The following is a 24,082-nucleotide window of genomic DNA, read 5'->3' as shown; positions in this document are numbered from 1 at the left end:
GGCACGGGGAACCGCGCGACAGGCCACGGCTCACCCGCGGCCCGGATCGCGCGGCCCCCTGCGGTGAACCGCCCTCACATGATCGGGTCGGGCTCCCGGGCCAGGTCGGCCGCGCCCACCAGCCCCGCCTTGTTCCCCAGCTGCGCGGCGATCACGTCGGCGACCGGACGCCAGTTGCCGCCCACCAGCCACCGCTTGTACGACTTGCGGATCGGGTCGAGCACCAGCTCGCCCTCGTCCGACAGACCGCCGCCGACGATGAACGCGGAGGGGTCGAACAGCGACGCGAGGTCGGCGAGGCCGGCGCCGGCCCAGCGGGCCAGCTCGCGGTAGGAGTCCACGGCGACCGGGTCGCCCTGGCGGGCGGCCATGGAGATGTGCTTGCCCTCGATGCCGTCGGGGGTGCCGTCGCCGAGCGAGAGCAGCACCTCGGCGCGCTCCGGGGTGGCGTTGGCGCGCTGCTTGGCGTAGCGGACGAGGGCGCGGCCGGAGGCGTACTGCTCCCAGCAGCCCTGCGAGCCGCAGCCGCACAGCAGGCCGTCCGGCACCATCCGGATGTGGCCGAACTCGGCGGCCACGCCGAAGTGGCCGCGGCGCAGCTTGTTGCCGATGATGATGCCGCCGCCGAGGCCGGTGCCGAGGGTGATGCAGATGACGTTGCGGTGGCCCTTGCCCGCGCCGAACTTGTACTCGCCCCAGGCGGCCGCGTTGGCGTCGTTCTCGACGACGACCGGGAGGCCCACGCGCGCCTCGACCTTCTCCTTCAGCGGCTCGTTGCGCCAGTCGATGTTCGGTGCGAAGTAGACCGTCGAGCGCTGGCGGTTGACGTAGCCGGCGGCGCCGATGCCCACGCCGGTGATCTCGTGCCCCGCGCGCGCACCCTCCACCGCCGAGGCGATCGCGTCCACGATGCCCTCGGGCGTGCCCGGGGTCGGCACCTTGTGAGTCGAGAGGATGTTGCCTTCCTCGTCGACCACGCCGGCCGCGATCTTCGTGCCGCCGATGTCGACGCCGATGGTGAGTCCCATGAATCCCTCAGTTTCGGTCGAGCCCCGCTACGGCCAACCGTACCCGAGCCCGCTCTAGTCGAGGTCGATGCGTTGTCCCGGACCGCTGTCCTCACCGGGGTCGCGGCGGTGGTCGGAGGGGCCTTCGGTCCCGTCCGTCCCGTCCGGCTTTCCGGTGCCCTCGCTGCCCGGAGTGCGCGGCACGTCCGCGGTGCCGCCGGTCCAGCGGCGCTCCTGGGCCTGGACGGCGGAGCGGTAGGCGGCGAGGAGTTCCTGGCCGGCGGCGGCCAGGTGGTCGAAGACGTCCGGGTTGCGTTCGATGACCGGTTCGACGGCCGCCTTGGCCTGCTCGACGACCTGCTGCACCACCTGCTGGGCGGCGGGTCCGCCGACCGCTCCGAGCAGCGGCGACTGGAGTCCGGCCAGCTTGTCCAGGGCGGTGTCGACGAACTTGCGCAGCTCCTCGGCGGCGGAGCCGGGCGGCGGCGTCCGCCGGTCCCGGCGGCGGGCCTTCTCGGCCTCCAGGTCCTCGGCGCAGGCGGTCGCCCAGGCGTCGGGGTCGCCCGGCGAGCGCTGGTCGTCGGGCGCCTGGTCCCGAGCCGCGTCGTGGCTGGGGCGCTCTTCGCTCATGGCGGACTCCTGACTACGTCTCGTCCTTACGACGTTACCCGAACGGAGGCAGCACCCGGCGCCGCTCCACCGGCCGCCGACCACAGCGCCGGGTCCGCGGCGAGCCCGATCCGCGACTCCCCGCCCGCCGGGCCGCCCGGCCGGCGCTCTCACCTAGGGGCGGCGCAGTGGCGCGGGGCCGGGGGGAAGGGGCGTACCACTGGCGTGGCACGTGGCCTGATCACCGACCCGCCGTCTCCCCGGCGCGGCCCCGCCGGTCGGCGCAGCCTGGAACGCCGCCTCACGGGCCGGACGCATCAGCGGCCTCGGCGCACGGCGGCCTCGGCCGCGCGGGCGGCGAGCGGGCTGCCGGCCACCGCGCCGGCCAGTCGCGCCAGGCCCTCGGCCTGGGCGGGCTGGGGCCTCCCCCGTCTCATCGGCCCGCCGGCCACAAAGCCGGGTCCGGGGTGAAACGGATGCTCAGCTCGCCTCGCTCAGGCCGGCGTCCTTGCCGGCGCGGCGGCGCAGAACCGCGGGGAGGCGGGCGTACCGCCGGCGTGGGCCGGCCGGTCCGCCGGCTTCTCGGGGCGGCGCCCGCCGGTCGGCGAAGTCCCGGAGGGCCGCCTCACGGGACGGTCGCGTCAGTGGCCGCGGCCTACGAGGGTCCGTCTCACCGGGCCGCCGGCCACAAAGCCGGGTCCGGGGTGAAACGGATGCGCAGTTCGCCCTCGCGCAGGGCGGCGCCCTCGACGGTGCAGCGGCGCAGGGCGGAGGGGAGGGGGACGATGCGGCGGAACGGTCCGGCGGTGAGGACGAGTTCGTCGCCGCGGCGGATGAGGTCGAGCTCGTCGCGGGCGGCGCCGGGCAGCGGGATGTGCCAGACGAGGACGCCGTCCTCGGCGAGGCGGTCGGTGACGGGCCACTCGGTCAGGGACGGCCCGGCGGCGGCGCCCGGCACGGGCAGCGCGGCCAGGTCGTCGGCGCCGCGCGGGTCGCGGCCCAGGTGCGGGACGGGCCGTACGTCGTGGGCGTCCTGCCACTCCTCCAGGATCTTGCGCTGCTGGGCGACGAGTCCGGCGAGCCAGCTGCCCGCTTCCGCCTCCGCCTCGGGGAGCACGCGGGAGGCGACCAGGGCGTCCGGACGGCGGCCGCGCAGGGCGAGGCCGAGGACGGCGGAGCGGACGGCGTCGGCGGCGGCCGGGGTGGGCTCGGCGACCAGCCGTACGTGGGTGTGGCGGTCGGCGAGGACGGCCTCGACGGCGGCCAGTTCGGTGTCCCAGCGGGCGGCCGTCTCGTACAGCCACTCCGCGGGCATGGGGACACCGGCGAGCCGGCCGAGGACGGGGCGCAGGGCGCGGGCCGCCTGGCGTTCCGGGGGCAGCAGACGGCGCAGGTAGCGGCGCAGCTCCCCGGGGAGGGAGAGGAGGGCGAGGGCCTGGTCGGCGGGCGGGAGGTCCACGACGACCAGGTCGTGGGCCTCGGCGAGGACCGCGTCGCGCAGGGCGCGCAGCACGGTGAGTTCCCCGGCGCCGGGCAGCGGGGTGACCTCTTCCGCGTCCAGGCGGTTCGCGCCGAGGAGGTCGAGCGCGGCGGACGCGCGGTCCTGGAGGGCGGCGAAGTCGGTGCGGAAGGCGGTGGTGGCGTCGGGGCGCCAGGCGGTGAGACGGTCGGCGACGCGGGTGGGGGCCGGGCCGGTGGGGGTGCCGAGGGCGGCGCCGAGGGTGTCGGTGCGGTCGGTGCCGAGCACGAGGGTGCGGGCGCCCTCGCGGGCGGCCCGGAGCGCGGTGGCGGCGGCGGTGGTGGTGCGGCCTGAGCCGCCGGGGCCTGTGATCAGGATGGTGCGCATGGGGGTGAACGCTACCGGGGGCTTCGCCGGAGCCCGGTTCACTCGCCCCCGCCCGGAGACGTCACGCGCCCACGCGCCCGCGCAACGCCGTACCGCCCGGCCCCTCCCCTACTTCGCCGCCGACTCCACCCGCTTCTTCAGTCCGGCCAGCGCCCGGTCGATGATGACCTTCTCCGCCTTGCGCTTGATCATGCCGAGCATCGGGATCTTGACGTCGACGGTGAGCTGGTAGGTGACCTCGGTGGTGCCCGCGGCGGTGGGCTTCAGCAGGTAGGAGCCGTCGAGGGAGCGCAGCATCTGGGACTTGACGAGGGTCCAGGACACCTCGTGGTCGCCGGTCCAGGTGTATGCCAGCGTCTGGTCGTCCTTGATCGCGCCCGCGTCCATGACCAGCCGGACCTGCTCGGCGCGGCCCTGCTCGTCGGTCTTGAGGACCTCCGCCTCCTTCACCTCGCCGGTCCAGTCCGGGTAGCGGGCGAAGTCGGCGATGACCGCCATGACGTCGGCCGGTGCCGCCTCGATCGTGGTGCTCGAGCTGGTGTGTTCCGCCATCGCGGTGGCTCCTCCAGATGCGGTCCGGTAGGGAAGAGGTGTGCGCACGTGGGTGCAGCGTGAAGGCTACCGCGCGGTGACCAGGCCGATGTCACCCGTGTCGGCCACACCCCCGGGGCCCGTCCGCCTTACCCGTGGCCAGGTCCCCTCACCCCGCGGCCCGGTCCCCCTCGCCCCGGGGCCGCTCCCCCTCACCCCGCTGGTCACCACTCCAGCGCCCACGGCCGTCCCGTGCTCGCGAAGTGCCCCACGTTCACGCACTCCGTCGCCCCGATCCGCATCCGCCGCACCAGCGGCTGGTGGACGTGGCCGAACAGGGCGTAGCGCGGCCGGGTGCGGCGTATCGCCTCCAGCAGCGCCCGGCTGCCGCGTTCGAAGCGGCGGGCGACGGTGTCGTAGACCAGCTCCGGGACCTCCGGCGGGATGTGGGTGCACAGCACGTCCACCTCGCCGACCGCCTCGATCTTCGCGGCGTACTCCTCGTCGCTGATCTCGAACGGTGTGCGCATGGGCGTGCGCAGGCCGCCGCCGACGAAGCCGAAGACGCGGCCGCCGATCTCGGCCCGTTCGCCGTCGAGGACGGTGGTGCCGGGGCGGGCGTACTCCTGCCACAGGCGGGGCATGTCGACGTTGCCGTACGTGGCGTACGTCGGGGTCGGGAAGGCGGCGAACAGTTCGGTGTACTGGGCGCGCACGGCCTGTTCGACGACCTCCGCCCGGTCCCCGTCGATCCCCGCCCACAGCCGGGTGCCCAGGTCGCGGGCCTCGTCGAAGCGGCGGGCGGTGCGCAGGGCGATCAGCCGGCGGGCGTTCTCGGCGCCGAACAGGTCGGGGAAGATGCCGCGGGCGGGGACGGCGTAGTCGAGGAAGAGGATGAGGTCGCCGAGGCAGATCAGGGCGTCGGCGCCCTCGCCGGCCCGCGCCAGGTCCGTCGCGTTGCCGTGCACGTCGCTCACGACGTGGACGCGGTGGGTGCGCTTCCCGCGGTTTCCGGCCGGTGTGGGTGACATGACGATCAAGCGTAAGCGTGTGCGGCAAACGTGAACAGTGGCGGCCGGACCTGCGATTACTCGCCAGTCGGAAGGGGTGTCGACTACTGTGCGCGAAGCATCAGAAATCGCATCGGTCATCCGTGTGACGCAGCGAACATCTCGCCGGGACCCCCTGTCGTAGACGCCATACCGGCGGGTAACGTCCGGGCAGTCCAGTCGTGCTCAGGATTTCAACAAGCCGGAATCCCGGCTTCCGCTGGATCCCTGAGCACCTGCCCGAGCCTTGGACCGCACCGTCGCATCGCACAACGTCGTGGCGCCGGCGCCCTATGAGGAGCAGCAGTCTTGCGCGAGTTCAGCCTTCCGGCTTTGTACGAGGTCCCCTCGGACGGCAATCTGACCGACATCGTCCGCAGAAACGCCGCGCAGCACCCCGAGGTCGCCGTCATCGCCCGCAAGGTGGGCGGGGCCTGGCAGGACGTGACCGCGACGGCGTTCCTCGCCGAGGTCCGGGCCGCCGCCAAGGGCCTCATCGCGGCCGGCGTGCAGCCCGGCGACCGGGTGGGCCTGATGTCCCGCACCCGCTACGAGTGGACGCTGCTCGACTTCGCCATCTGGAGCGCGGGCGCCGTCACCGTACCGGTGTACGAGACCAGCTCGCCGGAGCAGGTGCGGTGGATCCTCAGCGACTCGGGCGCCACCGCCTGCGTCGTCGAACTCGACACGCACGCCGCCGCCGTCGAGTCGGTGCGCGAGTCGCTGCCCGCCCTCAAGCACGTCTGGCAGATCGAGGCCGGCGGCGTGGAGGAGCTGGGACGGCTCGGGCAGGACGTCAGCGACGAGACGGTCGAGGAGCGCAGCTCGCTCGCCAAGGCCGACGACCCGGCGACCATCGTCTACACCTCCGGCACCACCGGCCGCCCCAAGGGCTGTGTGCTCACCCACCGCAGCTTCTTCGCGGAGTGCGGCAACGTCGTGGAACGGCTGCGCCCGCTGTTCCGCACCGGCGAGTGCTCGGTGCTGCTGTTCCTCCCCCTCGCGCACGTCTTCGGCCGGCTGGTGCAGGTCGCCCCGATGATGGCGCCGATCAAGCTGGGCTGCGTCCCGGACATCAAGAACCTCACCGACGAGCTGGCCTCGTTCCGCCCGACGCTGATCCTGGGCGTGCCGCGGGTCTTCGAGAAGGTCTACAACGCGGCCCGCGCCAAGGCGCAGGCGGACGGCAAGGGCAAGATCTTCGACAAGGCGGCCGACACCGCGATCGCGTACAGCAAGGCGCTGGACACCCCGTCCGGCCCGTCGCTGGGCCTGAGGCTGCGGCACTTCGTCTTCGACAAGCTGGTGTACGGCAAGCTGCGCGCGGTGCTCGGCGGGCGCGGCGAGTACGCCATCTCCGGCGGCGCCCCGCTCGGCGAGCGCCTCGGCCACTTCTTCCGCGGCATCGGCTTCACGGTCCTGGAGGGCTACGGCCTGACCGAGTCCTGTGCGGCCACCGCGTTCAACCCGTGGGACCGGCAGAAGATCGGCACGGTCGGGCAGCCGCTGCCGGGCTCCGTGGTGCGCATCGCGGACGACGGCGAGGTGCTGCTGCACGGCGAGCACCTGTTCAAGGAGTACTGGAACAACCCGGGCGCCACCGAGGAGGCCCTGGAGGACGGCTGGTTCCACACCGGCGACCTCGGCACCCTCGACGAGGACGGCTATCTGCGGATCACCGGCCGCAAGAAGGAGATCCTGGTCACCGCGGGCGGCAAGAACGTCGCCCCGGCCGTGATCGAGGACCGGATCCGGGCGCACGCGCTGGTCGCCGAGTGCATGGTGGTCGGCGACGGGCGGCCGTTCGTGGGCGCGCTCATCACGATCGACGAGGAGTTCCTCGGCCGCTGGGCCGCCGAGCACGGCAAGCCGGCCGGGTCCACCGCGGCGTCGCTGCGCGAGGACGCGGATCTGCTGGCCGCGATCCAGGCGGCGGTGGACGACGGCAACGCGGCGGTGTCGAAGGCGGAGTCGGTGCGGAAGTTCCGGATCCTGCCGTCCCAGTTCACCGAGGACTCGGGGCACTTGACGCCGTCGCTGAAGCTGAAGCGGAACGTGGTGGCGAAGGACTTCGCCGAGGAGATCGAGGCGATCTACGCGAAGTAGCGCTGCCGGTTCTCGCAGGGCCCGCGCCAGCCGATGTGCCCCGTACCCGCCATGGGCGGGTGCGGGGCACATGGTGGCTCATCGCGCCCACGCGGCGGAGCCGCACGTCGATACAGCCCCGCGCCCCTCGGGAAGTTGCTTTACAGCAGGGCTTTCAAGTTCTCCGCCAGCAGGTCCCAGCGCCACTTCTCCTCGACCCATTGCCGGCCGCGCTCGCCCATCCTGCGGCGCAGCTCCGCGTCGCCGAGGAGGGTGGTGATGCGGTCGGCGGCCTGGGCGGGGTCGCCGCCGCGGACCACCCAGCCGGTCTCGCCGTCGAGGACGGCGTCGGGCGCGCCGCCGGAGTCGCCGGCGACGACGGGCAGCCCGGTCGCGGAGGCCTCCAGGTAGACGATGCCGAGGCCCTCGACGTCGAGCCCGCCGCGCCGGGTACGGCAGGGCATGGCGAAGACGTCGCCGGCGCCGTAGTGCGCGGGCAGCTCCGCCCAGGGCACGGCCCCGGTGAAGCGCACGGACGCGGCGACGCCGGTCTCGTGGGCGAGGCGGCGCAGGTCCTTGTCGTAGGGGCCGCCGCCGACGATCAGCAGCACCGTGTCCGGCTCCTTGGCGAGGATGCGCGGCATGGCCTGGATGAGGGTGTCCTGGCCCTTGCGCCGCACCAGCCGGGAGACGCAGACGACGACCGGGCGGTCGGTGAGGCCGAGCCGGGCCCGCACCTCGGCGCCACCCGACTCCGGGTGGAAGGTCTTCTCGTCGACGCCGGGCGGCAGCTGCACCATGCGCGCGGCGGCCTCGGGGGTGAGCGCCGAGGCGATCCGCGAGCGGGTGTACTCGCCGAGGTAGGTCAGGGTGTCCGTGCCCTCGCCGATCCGGCGCAGCAGCTGCCGGGCGGCGGGCAGCTGGGCCCAGCCGGCCTCGTGCCCGTGGGTGGTGGCCACCAGGCGCTCGGCGCCGGCCCGGCGCAGCGCGGGCGCCATCAGCCCGAGCGGTGCCGCGGCGCCGAACCAGACCGACGTACAGCCGTGCTCGCGCAGCAGCCCGACGGCCCGCCGGGTGGCGGCGGGGGTCGGCAGCAGCATGGTCGTGCTGTCCCGTACGACGGTGAAGGGCTGTTCCGCGTCGAACGCGGCCGTCGCCTCCCTGCCCTCGCGGCCGCGCTTCCAGGTGGAGGCGTAGACGACCAGCCGGCCGGGGTCGAGGCGGAGGGCCATGTTGTGCAGGAACGCCTGGATGCCGCCCGGGCGGGGCGGGAAGTCGTTCGTCACGATGAGGGTCTTGCGCATCGCCGCCGACCCTACCCAACGTAGACTCACGAGCCGGCACGGCCGCGCTGTTCGATGCGCGCACGGGCGGCCGGGACATCATGGCCCCGACAGGATCCGGGACGGGCAGCGGACGGAAGCAGGGGCGTGAGGGTGGACAGGACACACGGCCGGCGGCGCCTCGCGGGGCTGCTGGGGACATGGGCCCTGACCCGGCTGCTCCTGCTGCTGTTCGTCTTCAAGGTGTACGTCTTCCCGGGTCCCGACGTCACCAGCGACATCTCGGTGATCTACCAGGGCTGGTACGAGGTCCTGCGCGGTGGAACGTTCCCGCTGGACGACGTCACCTGGCAGTACCCGCCCGCCGCCGCGCTCGCCGTGCTCTCCCCCGCGCTGCTGCCCTGGCTGGACTACGCGCACGCCTTCTTCGTCCTGGCCTGCCTCGCCGACCTGGTCACGCTCGTCCTGCTGCGGTCCGCGGGCGGCCGGCCGGGCCGGACCCCGCGCGGCGCCTGGGTGTGGGTCGCGGGGGTGCCGCTGCTCGGGCCGACCGTCTACGCCCGCTACGACGTGATGGTCACCGCCGTCGCGGTGGCCGCGCTGCTCGCGGGCGCCCGGCACCCGCGGCTGATGGGCGCGCTGGCCGCGTTCGGGGCGCTGCTGAAGGTGTGGCCGGTGCTGCTGCTGGTCGCCGCGCGCAGGCGGGCCCCGTGGGCCTCGGCGGCCATCACGGCGGGCCTCGTCGCCGCGCTGTTCGCGCTCGCCATGCCCGGTGCCTTCGCCTTCCTGACCTTCCAGCGCGACCGCGGCACCGAGGTGGAGTCGCTGGGCGCGCTGGTCTTCCACGTGGCCCGGCACTTCGGTTGGAACGGGCAGGTGCTGCTCAACTACGGCTCGGTGGAGTTCCTCGGCCCCTACGTCGAGGTGGTCAGCACGGCCGCGCTCGCGCTGACCGGCGCGGCGTTCGCCTGGCTGCTGCTGTGGCGGCTGCTGGCGGTGCGGTTCCAGCCGCACACCCTGGCGGACGCGGCGTTCGTGGCGGTGCTGCTGTTCACCACCACCAGCCGGGTGATCAGCCCGCAGTACCTGGTGTGGCTGGTCGGGCTGGGGGCGGTCTGCCTGTGCTTCCGGGCGAGCCCGATGCGGCTGCCGGTCGGCCTGGTCCTCGCGGCGTCCTTCGTGACGGTGCTGGAGTTCCCCGTCTGGTTCTCGCACGTCGTGGCGAGCGACGGCACCGGGATCACCCTGCTCGTCGTCCGCAACGGGCTGCTGGTCGCCGCGACCGTCACCGCGGCCCGCGCGCTGTGGCGCACCACGGCGTCCCGCCCGCCCGGCCAGTCCCCCGTCCCCGCCCAGGCCACCCGCGCCAGGCAACCCACGACCTCCGCCTGACACCGGGCGGGGGCTCCCGCTTCAGCCGCCCAGCTGGTCGCGCACGTACTCCCGCCACAGCGCGGTGAATCGCTCCGGTGTGGTGCCCAGCACCTCGGCCATCGCCCCCTCCACGGCGCCCTCTCGTTCCCCGTGCGCGCCGACGGCGCGGTAGAACGTGCCGAGCCGGGACTCGCCCCAGCGGTCCGCGATGAGCCGGCAGGCCAGCCAGGCGCTCTCGTAGGCCTGAGCGAGGGCCGTCGCGTCGCCGGTGAAGCCGAAGTCGCGGTCGGCGGGCAGCCGGCCGGGGAGGCGCCCCTCGGCCGCCGCGCGGGCCAGTTCGGGCGCGGCCTGCGCGGGCAGGCGCCCGGTGCCGCGGTAGCCGGCCCAGTCCGCGTAGCCCTCGGAGAGCCACAGCGGGGTGGCCGCGTTGGTGTGGGCGCGGGTGGCGACATGGGTGGCTTCGTGGGTGAGCACGACCTGCCGGCCGACGGGGCCGAGGACGGCGTACGCGTCCGGGTTGACGATGATCCGGTCGGCGGGGGCGCGGTCCGCGCCGGTCTCGCCGGTGGTGACGGCGGCGATGCCCCGGTAGGAGGAGGCGGGCGAGCCGAGCAGCGCCGCCATGTCCTCCAGCGACTCGGGGACGAGCACGACGACCCGGCGGCGCCACGCGGTGCCCCAGGCGTCGGAGATGGCGGGCACGGCGCGGTCCGCGAGGGCGGCGAACCCCCGCAGCTCGTCCCGGGACCGCCCGGCGCCGAGGACCAGGCTGTGCGCGCCGCGCACGGCCGTCACGGTGCCCTGGTCCCACAGCTGGTGGGCGGAGCGGGGCGCGGGCCGGTCGGAGACGACCCACCACCGCCCGTCGGCGTCCCGGGCGAGGGAGAGGGTGCGGCCCGCGGTGACGGGCGCCCGGTCGTGCCCAGCGATCCGGTAGCGCAGGTCGGCCCGCGCGGTGGCGGTGGCGCCGGTGCGGTCGAGGGAGGTCAGGCGGTACGACCAGGCCGCGAGGGGCACCGCGCGCAGCCGGTCGAACCCGGTGGTGCTGCCGGTCGCGCCGTAGGCCCGCGCGTCGTGGTCGAGGACGGCGGCGGCGCGCCGGTCGAGCAGCCGCTGCACCTCGGCCCGCGCGCCGTCCGCCGCGGACCCGGGCCCGCAGCCGACGAGGGCCACGAGCAGCAGACACAGCGTCACCGCCCAGGAGTCCCGCGCCCGCCGTCGACCAGCCATCCTCCGAGGGTACGGTCAGCCGGGCCGGTTCAGACCCGGGTGACCGCCGAGACCGGCATCATCCCGACCGGGTCGTAGCGCACCGGCGCGCCGGGGTAGGGCGCGTGGATGACCTGCCCGTTGCCGACGTACATGCCGACGTGGCTGGCGTCGGAGCGGTAGGTGACGAGGTCGCCGGGCCGGGCCTGGGAGAGCGGGACCTGCCGCCCGGCCGCCCGCTGCGCCTGCGAGGTGCGCGGCAGCGAGACCCCGGCCTGCGCGTACGACCACTGCATCAGGCCGGAGCAGTCGAAGCCGCCGGGCCCGGCCGCGCCCCACACGTACGGCTTGCCGAGCGCGGAGCGGGCGGCGGCGACCGCGGCGGCGGCGCGGCCGGAGGCGGGGGCGGCGCCGGTGAGGCCGGGCATGTCGTCACGGCCGGAGCGGGAGGCCCGGTCGTAGGCGGCGCGTTCCTCGTCGGGCAGGGAGTTCAGCAGGGCGCGGGCCTCGGCGAGCTTGCGCTCCACGGCGCGCTTGTGGGCGGCGACGGCCTTGCGGCTCTGCTCCAGTTCGGCGAGGGTCTCGGCGGCCTCGGCGCGCTGCTGGCCCAGGCCGCGCAGGGCGCTCTGCAGGTCCTTGAGCCGGCCGGCCTGCCGGACGCTGATCCGGTCGAGGACGGCGGCCTTGTCGAGGTAGTCCTGCGGGTCCTCGGAGAACAGCAGGGCCAGCGACGGGTCGACGCCGCCGGAGCGGTACTGGGCGCCGGCCAGCGAGCCCAGCGCCTCCCGCAGGGTGTTGACGCGCTCCTGCTGGCGGGCGATCCGGTCCTGGGCGCGGCCGACCTCGGCGCGCAGCTCGTCGGCGCGTTCGTCGGCCTCGTTGTACGCCTCGGTGGCCTTCTCGGCCTCCGCGTAGAGACGGTCGACCTCGGCGCGGGTGTCGTCAGGCGGCGCGGCCAGGGCCGGGACGGCGCCGAGCACGGCCGCCGCGGCCGAGAGCAGAGAGACCGCGACGGTAGCGCCGCGGTCGAGACCGGACGACGGTGCCTGGCGGCGATGGGACCCCACGGGTAGCCGCGCTCCTTCCACTGGCGGACAGGAAAGCCCCCCCACGCCAGGTACGGAACGGCGTGAGGGAAACGCGGCAGACAGTAACGCCGTGACACGGTGACGGCCAAAGACCTTCGCGGCCACACACAGTGACGCCCCGCCGCTGACGCAGGTCATCGGCGGGGCGCGAGGTCAGAACCCGTTCCGGTGATTCGCCCGTTCGGGGGGGCGTGGTGTCCCGGTCCGGGGACGCGTCAGACGCGGACGCCCCACATGAAGGGGCCGCCCATCGTGCTGAAGGACTCGTAGCGGACGACCGTGCCGGTGCGCGGGGCGTGGAGGACCTGCCCGTTGCCCGCGTAGAGACCGACGTGGTGCAGGTCGTTGAAGAAGAAGACGAGGTCGCCGACCTGGAGGTCGCTCTGCGAGTAGATGCGGGTGCCGATGTTGGCCTGCGCCTCGGAGGTACGCGGGATGGAGACGCCGGCCTGGGCGTAGGCCCAGGAGGTCAGGCCCGAGCAGTCGAAGGAGGACGGGCCGGTGGCGCCGTAGACGTACGGCGAGCCGATCTTGGTCTGGGCGGCGGCGTAGGCCGCGCCGGCCCGGCCCGATGCCGAGGCCGAGGCGGAGGCGGCGGGGTCGGTGAGGGCCTGGCGGCCGCTGTCGCGGCTGGCCCGCTCCTCCTCCTCCTGGAGCGCCGCCTTCTCCGCGGCGGTCAGGGTGTTCAGCAGCTTCTGCGCCTCGGCGAGCTTGGCCTGGACTTCCTTCTTCTTCTCACCCAGTTCGGTGCGGGTGGAGGAGAGGTCCTTGAGCTTCTCGGAGGCCTCGGCGCGCTGCTGGGCGAGCTCGCGCTGCTTCTCCTGGATCTCCTTGAGCGCCTCGACCTGCTGGGCGCTCAGCTGGTCGAGCGTGGAGGCCTTGTCCAGGTAGTCGTCCGGGTCGGCGGAGAGCAGCAGCTGGAGCGAGGGGTCGAGGCCGCCGGAGCGGTACTGGGCGCTGGCCATCGAACCCAGGCCCTCGCGCAGCTCGTTGACCTCTTCCTGGCCGCGGGCGACGTTGTCCTGGATCGTGGAGATCTCCTTCTGGAGCTTCTCCTGCTTCTCCTTGGCGCCGTTGTACTTCTCGGTGGCCTGCTCCGCCTGCTCGTAGAGCTTGTCGACCTTCGCCTTCACCTCGTCCTTGCTCGGCTTCTCGGCCGGTGCCGCGTTGGCGGCCTGGGTGCCGAGGGCGACGGCAGCGGCTGCTGCGGTGGTCAGCACGGTCACACGGGCGCGACTGGGCTGCTTGGGTCGACGGTGGGACGCCACGGAGGTGAACTCCTTCTTCTGAGTGATCACCCGCTCGGAGGTACGAGCCCAGACCCTAGTGATGTTCTTGTGATCAGTTCAAATTCCCAGGGGAAAAATCTCGTCACACCCTGCATTCTTTACCCACAAGTCACCTGCGGTGAGCCAGGGTTGACGCTACGTCGCATGACAGAACCGCCCAATTCGTACATAGCGGCTGTACGTTGGGCCTTCAGGACAGTCGCTTCAGAAGTACCGCGGATGCCACGGGCCGGGCGCCGGCCCGCGCCACGCCGTCGGCGACCTCGCGGTCGGTGGAGGCGACGATGACCGGGCGCCCCGGCGGTTCGGCGCGCACCAGCTGCCGGATCAGCTCGTCGGCGGTGACGCCCGGCTTGGAGAACAGCACCCGCACGCCGCGCGGCGGCGCGAGCAGCACCGGCGCGGCCAGCTCGGCCCCGTCGAAGACACAGGTGACCTCGGCGCCGGTCTGCGCGGCGAGCTGGGAGAGCTGGCCGAGCAGGCGCAGGCGCTGCTTCTCCAGCGGCATCTGGGGATAGCCGGTCTTGGTGACGTTGTAGCCGTCGACGACGAGATGCGCCTGCGGCAGCGCCAGCAGCTGGTCGAGGATCGCCGGGTCGTTCTCGGACAGTGCCCGCGCGGCGATGTCCTTCGGCGTCATCCGGCCCGGTTCGACGGCGTCCACGGTCTCGGCCGGCCGCACGGACACGGGCGGCAGGGCGAGTTCGCGGCGCAGCCCCTGGGTGGCGTCGAGCAGGGTGTCCAGCAGCAGCCGGACCCGCATGTCCTCCACGCTGCGGCCCTCGCGGGCGGCCCGGCGGGTGGCCTCCAGGGCGGCCTCCGCCTCGCCGAGGCGCGTCTTGAGCCGCCGTACCTCGCTCTCGGCGGCGGACACCTGGGCGTGCCCCTCGGCGCGGACGGCCTCCATCTCGCTCTGCACCTTGCGCAGCGCCGCCTCACCGCGCTTGACGTCGCTGAGCGCGGCGCGCAGTTTGCGGTGCAGCGATTCCGCTTCCTTGCGGGCGCCGTCCAGTTCGGCGCGCAGCCGCTCGGTCTCGGCGCGGGTGTGCTCGCGGGCGGCGGCGAGTTCGGCGCGCAGCCGCTCCAGTTCGGCCCGGCTCTCCTCGTCGGCGCGTTCGGCGTCGGCGCGCAGCGCCTCCTCGCCGGCGGCGGTCACCAGCTTCACCCAGCCGGCCGGGCGCAGCACGTAGGCGGCGGCGGCCACGTCGAGCGGGTCCGCGGCCGGGGGCGGCGAGCCGGCGTCGAGGGCGCCGGCGAGTTCGGGCTGGCCCTCGCGGAACTTCTCGCCGATGCGCTGCCGGAACAGCGGGTCGGTTTCCAGCGCCGCGGCCATCGCGTTGCCCGCGAACTTGGCCCGGCGGTTCGGGGCGAACCGGGCGTACTGCCGCAGCTGTGCGGGCAGTTCCGCGACGGTCAGCCCGCCGAAGCCGTCCGAGACGATCTGCACGACCCGGCGGCGCACTCCCTCGGGCAGCGGACGGTCGAGCACCTCAGCGGCGCCGTCGCCCGGCCCCCCGCCGTGTGTCTCCGCCATCCGTCACACCCCAATGCCTCTACGGGATCCCCCGGCGGGGATCACGTCTGCGGGGCCGTCCCCCATCGTCAGGAGCCGGCGCCCGGCCTGTCCACGAGTTCCACCTGGTCCACGGCGTTGCACCAGCGGCAGCGCACGGACTCGATGGTCTCACTGACCACCTCGCGCTCCTCCACCTTCGGCTCTCCGGCCAGATCCAGGTGGACGTACTCGACGACCTTCGACGAGCGCGTCACGTCGAAGCGGGTGAGGTTGCCGCAGAGGGTGCAGCGCCACCGCGTCGTGGCGGTCGGCAGGGGAACCGTCATCGTGACTGTTCGCTTTCCTTCTAGTGTCCGTGACACGCCGGTCTTCCCGCGGCGTGTGGCTCGTAACCCTACGGCCTGCCGGGTGCCGGGCGCCCGTCTGTCCACGGCGGCGAGGCGGTCTGTGCGGTTGCGTCCGGTTACGTCATGCTCTGTGTTCGTGATCAGCAAGTGGAACATGCCGAGGTGGCCGGGCCGCCGCCGGCCGTCGGCGCCGGTGACGTACGTCCTGATGGCCCTGTGCTGCGGAATCTTCCTGCTGGGCCCCGCCTCGGGTCTCAATCCGGTGTACGGCACCGGCGACGAGCTGCTCGCCGCGCAGCGGGCCTACTTCCGGCACTGGGGCGTGGTCCCCGCAGAACTGTTCGAAGGGTCTCCCCGGGCGGCCCTCACCCCGGCCACCGCGCTGTTCGTGCACGGCACCTGGGTGCACCTGCTCGGCAACATGCTCTTCTTCTACGTCTTCGGGGTCATGACCGAGGAGCGGATGGGCCGGGTGCGGTTCATCCTCTTCTACCTCGGCTGCGGCTACCTCGCCCTGCTCGGCTACGCGTGCGCGAACTCCGACTCCGCACAGTCACTGGTCGGGGCGTCCGGGGCGATCTCGGCGGTGCTCGGCGCGTTCCTCTTCCTGTTCCCGCGGGCCCGCGTGACCAGCCTGCTGCCGTTCCTGCTCTTCCTGCCGCTGCGCTTCCCCGCCTGGCTGGTGCTGCCCTTCTGGGCGGCCCTCCAGTGGCTGGCGGCGGGCCAGGCCTCGCAGGGGCCGGGCGTGGCCTATCTGGCCCACGTGGTGGGGTTCGCGCTGGGCCTGCTCTACGCGTGGGCCCGGTTCCGGCCTGCGACTAGAGTGAGGGCCGCCCCAGCTCCGGCACCCGAGGGAGAGAACCAGCCGTGATCACCGCGATCGTCCTGATCAAGACCAGCGTGGACCGGATCCCCGAGATCGCGGAGTCGATCGCCGCGCTGGACAACGTCAGCGAGGTCTTCTCCGTGACCGGCACCTACGACCTGATCGCCATGGTCCGGGTCAAGGAGCACGAGGACCTGGCCGAGGTCATCCCGGGCCGCATCAGCAAGATCCCCGGCGTGGAGGCGACGGACACGCACGTGGCGTTCCGCACCTACTCCCAGCACGACCTGGAGGCGGCGTTCGCGATCGGCCTGGACAACTGAGCGACGGCAGGAGACGCGCCCGCAAGGGGCGCGGACAGCTGCGCGACCGGCCACGGCCGGCCCGCACCCGCCCGGTCGCGGCACCCCCCGCGGCGGGATGAGGGCTTTCTCATCTCCGGCTCATCCCCGGCGCACCGCCGGGGGACAGGCCGGCCGCATGGTCTTCACGCGCAGGCTGGCGGTCCTCGCCGCCGCCGTGGTGATCCCCCTCGGGATCGCCGCGACCAGTTCCGCCCTCACGGACAGTCCCGAGCCGCCGAAGGTCCCGGCGAGAGTGGAGCTGGACAGCGGCTCGCCCAGCCCGCCGTCCCGGACCGCGCCGAGCGCGACACCGGCGCCCGTGCCCGCGCCGAGCGACCGGGTCGTCCCCCGGCCCCCGGTCACCGATGCCCCCGGCGGTGATGACGATGACGACGACCGCGGCGCCGGGGACGACGACGGACCCGGCGACGACGGCTGACCCGCCGCGCCGGCACATCTCCGCCCGCGTCCGCATTCTGCAACTCCCGGCCGCCGGGCGGCAGTTTGAAGTGGGCGAACTCGCCGGCCTACCCGCTCGATCCTGCTGCGCGACACCGACCAGCGGATCGGCAATCTGCTCGCGCAGGAGATTCGTCTGCGCCGCGTCGACCCGTCCGGCCTCGGCCCCCGCCTGCGCACGACGGACCTCCTGGTCGCCTGCAACCCGTACAACGTGCCGTGCGGGGAGCGCGGCGTGGCCCGGGCGTTCGGGCCGCAGAAGGGCGCGACGCCCGCGCAGGTCGAGCAGTTGTCGGCCGGGCTGGAGAACTGGGCGTACGTCCTCACCCGCGACCTCGGGGTAACGGGCACCGATCTGCGCACCGGGCCCGGCACCGGTGCCTCCGACGGTCTCGGCGCGGGGCTCGCCGCTCGGCGCCCGGCTGCTGCCCCGCTTCGACGTCCTGCTGGACCAGTCAGAACCGGACGCCCGCCTCGCCCGCGCCGACCCGGTCGTCACCGCGGAGGGCGCCCTCGACCACCAGACGCGCGGCAAGGTCCCGGCGGAGGCGGCCCGCCGGGCCAAGCGGTACGGCCGTCCGGTGCTCGCGCTGGCCGGCACGCTCGGCGAGGGCGCGCACGAGGTGCCGGGCGTGGACGCGTTCAGCGGCATCCCGCCCGCCCCGATGGCCCTCGCGGAGGCGCTGGTGCGGGCGGGCGAACTGCTCGCGGAGGCCGCCGAGCGCGCCCTGCGGATGATCCCGCTGGGCGCCCGGCTACCGGCTCACGCGGACGTGTCCGGCACGCAACGCCCGTCCTCGGTGCGGTAGCTCCACCGCGCGCCGTCCCGCACCAGCTCCTTGACCGCGCGCAGGAACCGCTCGACGTGCTCGTCCGGCGTGCCCGCGCCGAAGCTGACCCGGATGGCGTTGAGGGACTTCTCGCCGGGCGCCGCCTCGGGGGCGCCGCACTCGCCCTGCGTCTGCGGGTCGCTGCCGAGCAGGGTGCGCACCAGCGGGTGGGCGCAGAACAGGCCGTCGCGCACCCCGATGCCGTACTCGGCGGACAGCGCGGCGGCGAAGTGGGAGCTGTTCCAGCCGTCGACGACGAAGGAGATCACGCCGACGCGCGGGGCGTCGTCCCCGAACAGGGACAGCACGCGCACCTCGGGCACCTCGGCGAGCCCGGCGCGCACCGTCTCGATCAGGTGGCGCTCGCGGGCGACCAGGGTGTCGAACCCGGCCTCGGTGAGCGCCTTGCAGGCGGAGGCGATGGCGTAGGCGCCGATCACGTTCGGGGAGCCCGCCTCGTGCCGGGCGGCGCTCTCGTGCCACTCCACGTCCACGCCGCCGTCCTCGCGCCGGGTCACCTTGCGGCTGGCGCCGCCGCCCGCGAGGTAGGGCTCGGCCTCGCGCAGCCAGTCCGCGCGGCCCGCGAGGACACCGGAGCCGAACGGGGCGTACAGCTTGTGCCCGGAGAGGGCGACCCAGTCGACGTCCAGCTCCCGGACGGAGACGGGGTGGTGGGGGGCGAGCTGGGCGGCGTCGAGCACGATCCGGGCGCCGTGCGCGTGGGCGGCGGCGGCCAGCTCCCGTACGGGCCACAGCTCCCCGGTGACGTTGGAGGCGCCGGTGACGCAGACCAGGGCCGGCCCGTAGGGCTCGCGGTCGGCGAGGGCGCGTTCCAGGGTCGCCACCGCCTCGGCCGGGGTGCGGGGCGCGTCCAGGTAGGTGACCTGGGCGTCGCGCCAGGGCAGCAGGGAGGCGTGGTGCTCGGTCTCGAAGACGAAGACCCGGCAGCCGGCGGGCAGCGCGGCGGCGAGCAGGTTGAGCGAGTCGGTGGTGGACCGGGTGAAGACGACCTGGTCACCGTCCCGGCAGTCCAGGAAGTCGGCGACGGTCGTCCGAGCGTTCTCGAACAGGTCCGTGGAGAGCTGGGAGAGGTATCCGGCGCCGCGGTGCACGCTGCCGTAGTACGGGGCGTACGCGGCGACGTCGTCCCACACCCGCTGGAGGGCGGGCGCGCTGGCGGCGTAGTCGAGCGCGGCGTAGGTGACCTCGCCGCCGGTGACGAGCGGCACGGTGACATCCCGCCCCAGAACGGGCAGCGGGGCACAAACGGACCGGTCGGCGGCAGCAGTGGAGACGGACATGGCGAACTCCCGTGAGGCGAAGGGGAAAAGAAAGCGAAGAAGGGTGTGCGGAGGCGGGGCTCGGCGGCCCTAACGCATTCGCTTGCTCACGGAAGGCTCCCTCGAACGACCAGGACCCCTGGCCCCACACTTGCGAGAAGCGTGCGAGGGGTCCGCGCTTGCCGTAGGCCTTGTTGCCGTACGGCCTGGTCTTCACCCGGGGCACCCCGCCACGGACGGAGGGTTGCCGGACAGTCGGCCGGGGCCTCATGACTGTCACTCATGACCTGGTACAGGAACGTAGACGAGATGATCGTCGACCCGCAACCCGTGTCCGGATCGCGGGACGACACCTCGTTGACATCAGGCGTTGCTGGCGGCCACCCAGCGGTCCAGCGTGCGCCGGGCCGCGCCCGAGTCGATCGACTCCGCCGCCTTCGCCATCCCGGCGCGGATCTGCTCGGCCAGCGGGGCGTCGCCCGGGTGCAGGGCGACCAGCGCCGCCGCCGAGTTCAGCAGCACCGCGTCGCGGACCGGGCCCCGCTCGCCGTCCAGCAGCCGGCGGGCCACCTCGGCGTTGTAGGAGGCGTCCGCGCCGCGCAGCGCCTCCACCGGGACCAGGTCGATGCCGACGTCGCGGGGGTCGAAGGCCTCCTCGGTGACCTTGCCGTCGCGGACGATCCACACCCGGGAGGTGGCGGTGGTCGTCAGCTCGTCGAGTCCGTCGTCGCCGCGGAACACCAGCGCCGAGTTGCCGCGCTCGGCGAGCACCCCGGCGACGATCGGCGCCATCCGCGGATCGGCCACGCCGACCGCCTGGGCCCTCACCTTCGCCGGGTTGGTCAGCGGGCCCAGGACGTTGAACGTGGTGCGGATGCCCAGCTGGCCGCGGGCCGCGGCGACATGGCGCAGCGCCGGGTGGAACCGCACCGCGAAGCAGAAGGTGATGCCCGCCTCCTCGGCGACCTCCGCCACCCGCTGCGGCGTCAGCTCCAGATTGACGCCGAGCTTCTCCAGCACGTCGGAGGCGCCGGACGCGGAGGACGCGGCGCGGTTGCCGTGCTTGACCACCTTCGCGCCGGTGCCGGCCACGACGATGGAGGACATGGTGGAGATGTTCACCGTCTTCGCGCCGTCGCCGCCGGTGCCGACGATGTCGACGGTCTCGCCGGGCACCTCGATCACCCTGGCGTGCGCGTACATCGCCCGGACCAGGCCGGTGATCTCCTCGACCGTCTCGCCCTTGGCCCGCAGCGCCACCACGAACCCGGCGATCTGCGCGTCGGTCGCCTCCCCGCGCATGATGCGGTCCATCGCCCAGGCGGTGTCCTCGGCGCTCTGGTCCCGGCCCTCCAGCAGACCGTTCAGCACCACGGGCCAGGAACGGCCCGCCGCGGTGTCGCCTCCAGCGGGGGTCACAGCGCTCATCAGCCGCTCCTGATCGTCGTAGGGCACGGGGCACACCACCCGGTGTGATCCCAGCCTATCCAGCCCGGGGCACGGCGAAGGGCCCCCGTCCGAACACCGGACGGGGGCCCTTGGCCGTGGCGTGGCGAACGCAGCGATCAGTGGTGGCCGTGGCCGCTCGTGATCTCCTTGTACTCCTCGACGGTGGGCTTGGCGACCTGGCTGTCCTCGCCGAAGTACGCCTTGCTGAGCTTGGCGCGCAGCTTCTCGGAGCCCTTCACCTTGCGCTCGACACCGTTCTCGTCGACCGTCGGGCCGATCTCGGCCGGCTGGTACTGGTCGTGCGCCGTGAGGCTGTACAGGGCCGCCTGGCTGAGCGGCTCGTGGACCTCGATGTACTCACCGTGCGGCAGGCGCTTGATGGTGCCGGTCTCGCGACCGTGCAGCACCTTGTCCTTGTCCCGGCGCTGCAGGCCGAGGCAGATGCGCTTGGTGACCACGAAGGCGATGACCGGGCCGACGAAGAAGCCGATCCGGACGAACCAGGTGACCGCGTTGATCGACAGGTGGAAGTGCGTGGCGACGATGTCGTTGCCACCACCGATCAGCATGATCATGTATGCCGTGACCCAGGCGACACCGAGCGCGGTGCGGGTCGGGGCGTTGCGCGGGCGGTCCAGGATGTGGTGCTCGCGCTTGTCGCCGGTGACCCAGGACTCGATGAACGGGTAGACCGCGATCGCCGCCAGGAAGAGGCCGAACAGCACCAGCGGGACGAACACGCCGAGGACCAGCGTGTGACCCCACAGGTTGATCTCCCAGCCGGGCATGGCGCGGACGAGACCCTCGGCGAAGCCCATGTACCAGTCGGGCTGGGCGCCGGTGGACACCATGTCCGGGCGGTACGGGCCCAGGGCCCAGATCGGGTTGACCGTCGCGATGCCGGCGAGGACCGCGATGACACCGAAGACCAGGAAGAAGAAGCCTCCGGCCTTGGCCATGTAGACCGGCAGCAGCGGCATGCCGACGACGTTGTTGTTGGTCTTGCCGGGACCCGCGAACTGCGTGTGCTTGTGGTAGAAGACCAGGATCAGGTGGGCCACCACGAGACCGAGCATGATGCCCGGCAGCAGCAGGATGTGGATCGAGTAGAACCGGGCGACGAAGTCGTCGCCGGGGAACTCCCCGCCGAACAGGAACATCGAGATGTACGTGCCGACGATCGGCACGGACAGGATCGCGCCCTGCGTGAAGCGGACACCGGTGCCGGAGAGCAGGTCGTCCGGGAGCGAGTAGCCGGTGAAACCGGTGAACATGCCGAGGACGAACAGCAGGAAGCCGAACAGCCAGTTGATCTCACGCGGCTTGCGGAACGCGCCGGTGAAGAAGACGCGCATCATGTGCACGAACATGCCGGCGAGGAAGACGATGGCCGCCCAGTGGTGGATCTGCCGGATCAGCAGACCGCCGCGGACGTCGAAGCTGATGTCCAGCGTCGACTTGTAGGCCTCGCTCATCAGCTGGCCCTGCATCGGGATGTAGCTGCCGTGGTACTCCACCTCGTTCATCGACGGGTGGAAGAACAGGGTCAGGTACACACCCGTGAGGATGATGATGAGGAAGCTGTAGAGGCAGACCTCGCCCAGCATGAAGGACCAGTGGTCCGGGAAGATCTTCCGCATGTTGGCCTTGGCCAGGGAGTAGATCCCCAGCCGGCCGTCGGCCCAGTCGGCGACGCGCTCGCCGGCCGGTGCCTTCCCGCGAGAGCGGGACTCGGTGGGTTCGTTGGTGCTCATCCGCGCTCCCAGAATGCAGGACCGACGGGCTCTTCGAAGTCGCCGAGCGCTTCGAGGTAACCCTCGTCGTTCACACCGATGCGCAGCTGCGGCAGCGGGTGACCGGCGGGACCGAAGATGACCCGGGCACCGTCGGAGAGGTCGAAGGTGGACTGGTGGCAGGGGCACAGCACGTGGTGCGTCTGCTGCTCGTACAGGGAGATCGGGCAACCGACGTGCGTGCAGATCTTGGAGTACGCCACGATGCCCTCGTGCGACCACTCGAGCTCGCGCTTGTCCTTGATGTCCTCCGGCCTGATCCGGACGAGCATCAGGGCGGCCTTGGCGATCTCGTTCTGGAAGCCGTGGTCGTGCTCCTCCAGGCCCTCGGGCTTGGCGAAGGTCAGCGAGCCCACCGCGACGTCCGACGGCCGCAGCGGCTCGTTGGTGTTCATGTTGACGATCAGCTTGCCCTTGGACCACAGGGTGTGGCGCAGCTTGTCCTCGGGCAGCGGACCGAGGTCGCGCAGCAGGACCACGCCGGACAGCGGCACCATGGCCATCGCGCCGAACATGGTGTTGCGGATCAGCTTGCGCCGGCCCAGCTGGGACTCGGCGGCGCCCTGCCGGAAGTCGGCGTGCACCTGGGCACGGACGTCGGCCGGGGCCTCGATCGGGTGCCGCTCCCCGACCAGCTCGTGGTCGGACATCAGGGTGCGGCCCCAGTGGACCGCGCCCGCGCCGATGCAGAACAGCGCCACGCCCAGGGTCAGGCCCAGCGCGAAGTTCATCGCGTTGATGTGCCCGAGCGTGAAGACGTAGATCGACTTGTCGTGCGGGATCGCCACGAACGAGGCGATGAAGCCGATGGTGGCCAGCATCGACACCGTGAACAGCAGGGCCACCGTGCGCTCGGACCGCTTGGCGGCCCGCTCGTCGATGTCCTGGACGCGGGGCTCGTGCGGCGGCAGGCCCGGGTCGGCGAACGGGTCCTTCTCGTCCGCGACGCCCAGCGCGCCGTGTGCGGTGTCCTGCGCTGCGGGCAGGTTCTCTTCGGGAATGTCTTGGCTGCTCATGACTTCTTGGCCTTTGCGGTCCGGGCGGCCACCCACACGGCGATGGCGATGAGGGTGCCGAGGCCGAAGATCCAGCCGAAGAGGCCTTCGGCGACCGGGCCGATGCCGCCCAGCTCCATCCCGCCGGGGGTCTCCGTCTCGTCGCTGTTGACCGCGTTCAGGTACGCGATGATGTCCTTCTTGTTCTGTTCCGACAGGGTGGTGTCGGGGAAGGAGGGCATGTTCTGCGGGCCGGTCTGCATGGCCTCGTAGATGTGCTTCGGGTCCACGCCTTCCAGGGACGGCGCGTACTTGCCCTTGGTGAGGGCACCGCCCTTGCCGGTGAAGTTGTGGCACTGCGCGCAGTTGTTGCGGAACAGCTCGCCACCCTTGGCGATGTCCGCGCCCTCCGGACCGTACTGCTCCTCGGTCGGGACGGCGGGGCCGGCACCCAGCGAGGAGATGTACGCCGCGAGCTGGTCGATCTCGGCCTGGGTGTAGATGTTCTTCTTCCGCGGCACCTGGGCGCCCTGGGAGGTGGCGGCCGGCATGCGGCCGGTGCCGACCTGGAAGTCGACGGCCGCCGCACCCACGCCGACCAGGCTCGGACCGTCGGAGGTGCCCTGACCGCCGGTGCCGTGGCAGCTGGCGCAGCCTACGGCGTAGAGCTTCTTGCCCTCGTCGATGGCAAGGGACTGGGCGGTTTCATCGGCCTGCGCCTTGCCCGCGGGTGCGAACGCGGCGTACAGCCCCCCGGTAGCCGCCAGCGCGAGGAGTAGGACGACGACCGCCGCCAGCGGATGGCGTCGTCGTGCGGAGAGCTTTTTCACGGATTACCCCGGTGTCAGGATCTTCTGCGTCGATGCTTCTGGG

General features: G+C 72.9%; 21 protein-coding genes, 1 pseudogene and 1 riboswitch. Of the genes and pseudogenes, 6 read left to right on the top strand and 16 right to left on the bottom strand.

Annotated elements, in window-relative coordinates:
- Positions 1–74: 74 nt before the first annotated feature.
- The 5 genes from G7Z13_RS13260 to G7Z13_RS13240 all read right to left on the bottom strand — a co-directional run bounded on the left by G7Z13_RS13260 (position 75) and on the right by G7Z13_RS13240 (position 5,024).
- Positions 75–1,028 (bottom strand): ROK family glucokinase, encoded by a 954-nt coding sequence (locus G7Z13_RS13260; RefSeq protein WP_165999014.1) that lies wholly within the window; start codon positions 1,026–1,028, stop codon positions 75–77.
- Between the two features lie 54 nt (positions 1,029–1,082).
- Positions 1,083–1,637 (bottom strand): DUF5304 domain-containing protein, encoded by a 555-nt coding sequence (locus G7Z13_RS13255; RefSeq protein WP_165999012.1) that lies wholly within the window; start codon positions 1,635–1,637, stop codon positions 1,083–1,085.
- A 649-nt stretch (positions 1,638–2,286) separates the two neighbouring features.
- A complete protein-coding gene (locus G7Z13_RS13250; RefSeq protein ID WP_165999009.1) occupies positions 2,287–3,462 on the bottom strand; it encodes an ArsA family ATPase in 1,176 nt (391 codons plus the stop codon).
- A 108-nt stretch (positions 3,463–3,570) separates the two neighbouring features.
- On the bottom strand, positions 3,571–4,014 hold the full coding sequence (locus tag G7Z13_RS13245) for an SRPBCC family protein (RefSeq protein WP_165999007.1): 444 nt from the start codon (positions 4,012–4,014) through the stop codon (positions 3,571–3,573).
- Positions 4,015–4,217: 203 nt separating this feature from the next.
- Positions 4,218–5,024 (bottom strand): metallophosphoesterase, encoded by an 807-nt coding sequence (locus G7Z13_RS13240; RefSeq protein WP_165999005.1) that lies wholly within the window; start codon positions 5,022–5,024, stop codon positions 4,218–4,220.
- A 327-nt stretch (positions 5,025–5,351) separates the two neighbouring features.
- Here G7Z13_RS13240 and G7Z13_RS13235 point away from each other — a divergent pair, with 327 nt between their 5' ends.
- Positions 5,352–7,148: an AMP-dependent synthetase/ligase gene (locus tag G7Z13_RS13235; RefSeq protein WP_165999003.1), complete on the top strand. Its 1,797-nt coding sequence runs from the start codon at positions 5,352–5,354 to the stop codon at positions 7,146–7,148.
- Positions 7,149–7,288: 140 nt separating this feature from the next.
- Here the strand turns inward: G7Z13_RS13235 and G7Z13_RS13230 are convergent, their stop codons facing one another.
- A complete protein-coding gene (locus tag G7Z13_RS13230) occupies positions 7,289–8,431 on the bottom strand; it encodes a glycosyltransferase family 4 protein (protein WP_165999001.1) in 1,143 nt (380 codons plus the stop codon).
- 132 nt (positions 8,432–8,563) lie between these two features.
- Between G7Z13_RS13230 and G7Z13_RS13225 the strand changes: the two genes are divergently transcribed.
- Positions 8,564–9,802: a glycosyltransferase family 87 protein gene (locus G7Z13_RS13225; RefSeq protein WP_240926197.1), complete on the top strand. Its 1,239-nt coding sequence runs from the start codon at positions 8,564–8,566 to the stop codon at positions 9,800–9,802.
- 21 nt (positions 9,803–9,823) lie between these two features.
- On the opposite strand, the gene G7Z13_RS13220 is transcribed toward G7Z13_RS13225, so the two are convergent.
- From G7Z13_RS13220 to G7Z13_RS13200, 5 genes are all read right to left on the bottom strand, one after another.
- Entirely contained in the window at positions 9,824–11,014 is a 1,191-nt protein-coding gene (locus tag G7Z13_RS13220) for a hypothetical protein (protein ID WP_165998997.1), read from the bottom strand.
- A gap of 29 nt (positions 11,015–11,043) precedes the next feature.
- Positions 11,044–12,060, bottom strand: a complete 1,017-nt coding sequence (locus tag G7Z13_RS13215) for a C40 family peptidase (protein ID WP_165998995.1) — start codon at positions 12,058–12,060, stop codon at positions 11,044–11,046.
- Between the two features lie 236 nt (positions 12,061–12,296).
- On the bottom strand, positions 12,297–13,349 hold the full coding sequence (locus G7Z13_RS13210; RefSeq protein WP_166004913.1) for a C40 family peptidase: 1,053 nt from the start codon (positions 13,347–13,349) through the stop codon (positions 12,297–12,299).
- Positions 13,350–13,560: 211 nt separating this feature from the next.
- Positions 13,561–14,904, bottom strand: a complete 1,344-nt coding sequence (locus G7Z13_RS13205; protein WP_165998993.1) for an NYN domain-containing protein — start codon at positions 14,902–14,904, stop codon at positions 13,561–13,563.
- A gap of 68 nt (positions 14,905–14,972) precedes the next feature.
- Positions 14,973–15,212: a hypothetical protein gene (locus G7Z13_RS13200; protein WP_055541554.1), complete on the bottom strand. Its 240-nt coding sequence runs from the start codon at positions 15,210–15,212 to the stop codon at positions 14,973–14,975.
- A 175-nt stretch (positions 15,213–15,387) separates the two neighbouring features.
- On the opposite strand from G7Z13_RS13200, the gene G7Z13_RS13195 reads away from it, so the two are divergent.
- From G7Z13_RS13195 to G7Z13_RS13180, 4 genes and pseudogenes are all read left to right on the top strand, one after another.
- Positions 15,388–16,104, top strand: coding sequence for a rhomboid family intramembrane serine protease (locus tag G7Z13_RS13195; RefSeq protein ID WP_166004911.1), 717 nt, complete (start codon positions 15,388–15,390; stop codon positions 16,102–16,104).
- The gene (locus G7Z13_RS13190; protein WP_165998991.1) at positions 16,101–16,382 is read left to right on the top strand and encodes an Lrp/AsnC ligand binding domain-containing protein; all 282 of its coding nucleotides are present in this window, start codon (positions 16,101–16,103) and stop codon (positions 16,380–16,382) included. Before G7Z13_RS13195 ends, G7Z13_RS13190 begins: the two co-directional genes overlap by 4 nt.
- A 157-nt stretch (positions 16,383–16,539) precedes the next feature.
- Entirely contained in the window at positions 16,540–16,842 is a 303-nt protein-coding gene (locus G7Z13_RS13185; RefSeq protein WP_165998988.1) for a small secreted hydrophilic protein, read from the top strand.
- Between the two features lie 150 nt (positions 16,843–16,992).
- Positions 16,993–17,671 (top strand): annotated as a pseudogene (locus G7Z13_RS13180) (glycerate kinase); the annotation flags it as partial.
- On the opposite strand, the gene G7Z13_RS13175 reads toward G7Z13_RS13180, so the two are convergent.
- From G7Z13_RS13175 to G7Z13_RS13155, 5 genes are all read right to left on the bottom strand, one after another.
- Positions 17,626–18,993 (bottom strand): aminotransferase class V-fold PLP-dependent enzyme, encoded by a 1,368-nt coding sequence (locus tag G7Z13_RS13175; protein WP_165998986.1) that lies wholly within the window; start codon positions 18,991–18,993, stop codon positions 17,626–17,628. The pseudogene G7Z13_RS13180 and the gene G7Z13_RS13175 sit on opposite strands and share 46 nt — an antisense overlap.
- A gap of 149 nt (positions 18,994–19,142) precedes the next feature.
- A riboswitch (SAM riboswitch) is annotated at positions 19,143–19,260 on the bottom strand.
- Between the two features lie 75 nt (positions 19,261–19,335).
- Positions 19,336–20,400 (bottom strand): anthranilate phosphoribosyltransferase, encoded by a 1,065-nt coding sequence (trpD, locus tag G7Z13_RS13170; RefSeq protein ID WP_165998984.1) that lies wholly within the window; start codon positions 20,398–20,400, stop codon positions 19,336–19,338.
- Between the two features lie 137 nt (positions 20,401–20,537).
- On the bottom strand, positions 20,538–22,175 hold the full coding sequence (locus G7Z13_RS13165) for a cytochrome bc complex cytochrome b subunit (RefSeq protein ID WP_165998982.1): 1,638 nt from the start codon (positions 22,173–22,175) through the stop codon (positions 20,538–20,540).
- Positions 22,172–23,230, bottom strand: a complete 1,059-nt coding sequence (locus G7Z13_RS13160) for a Rieske 2Fe-2S domain-containing protein (protein WP_165998980.1) — start codon at positions 23,228–23,230, stop codon at positions 22,172–22,174. The genes G7Z13_RS13165 and G7Z13_RS13160 overlap by 4 nt, the downstream gene beginning before the upstream one ends.
- Entirely contained in the window at positions 23,227–24,039 is an 813-nt protein-coding gene (locus G7Z13_RS13155; protein ID WP_165998978.1) for a c-type cytochrome, read from the bottom strand. Before G7Z13_RS13155 ends, G7Z13_RS13160 begins: the two co-directional genes overlap by 4 nt.
- Positions 24,040–24,082: the final 43 nt, after the last annotated feature.

Source organism: Streptomyces sp. JB150, from assembly GCF_011193355.1.
Classification (GTDB): Bacteria; Actinomycetota; Actinomycetes; order Streptomycetales; family Streptomycetaceae; genus Streptomyces.
This window is presented reverse-complemented; position numbering and strand designations above follow the sequence as displayed.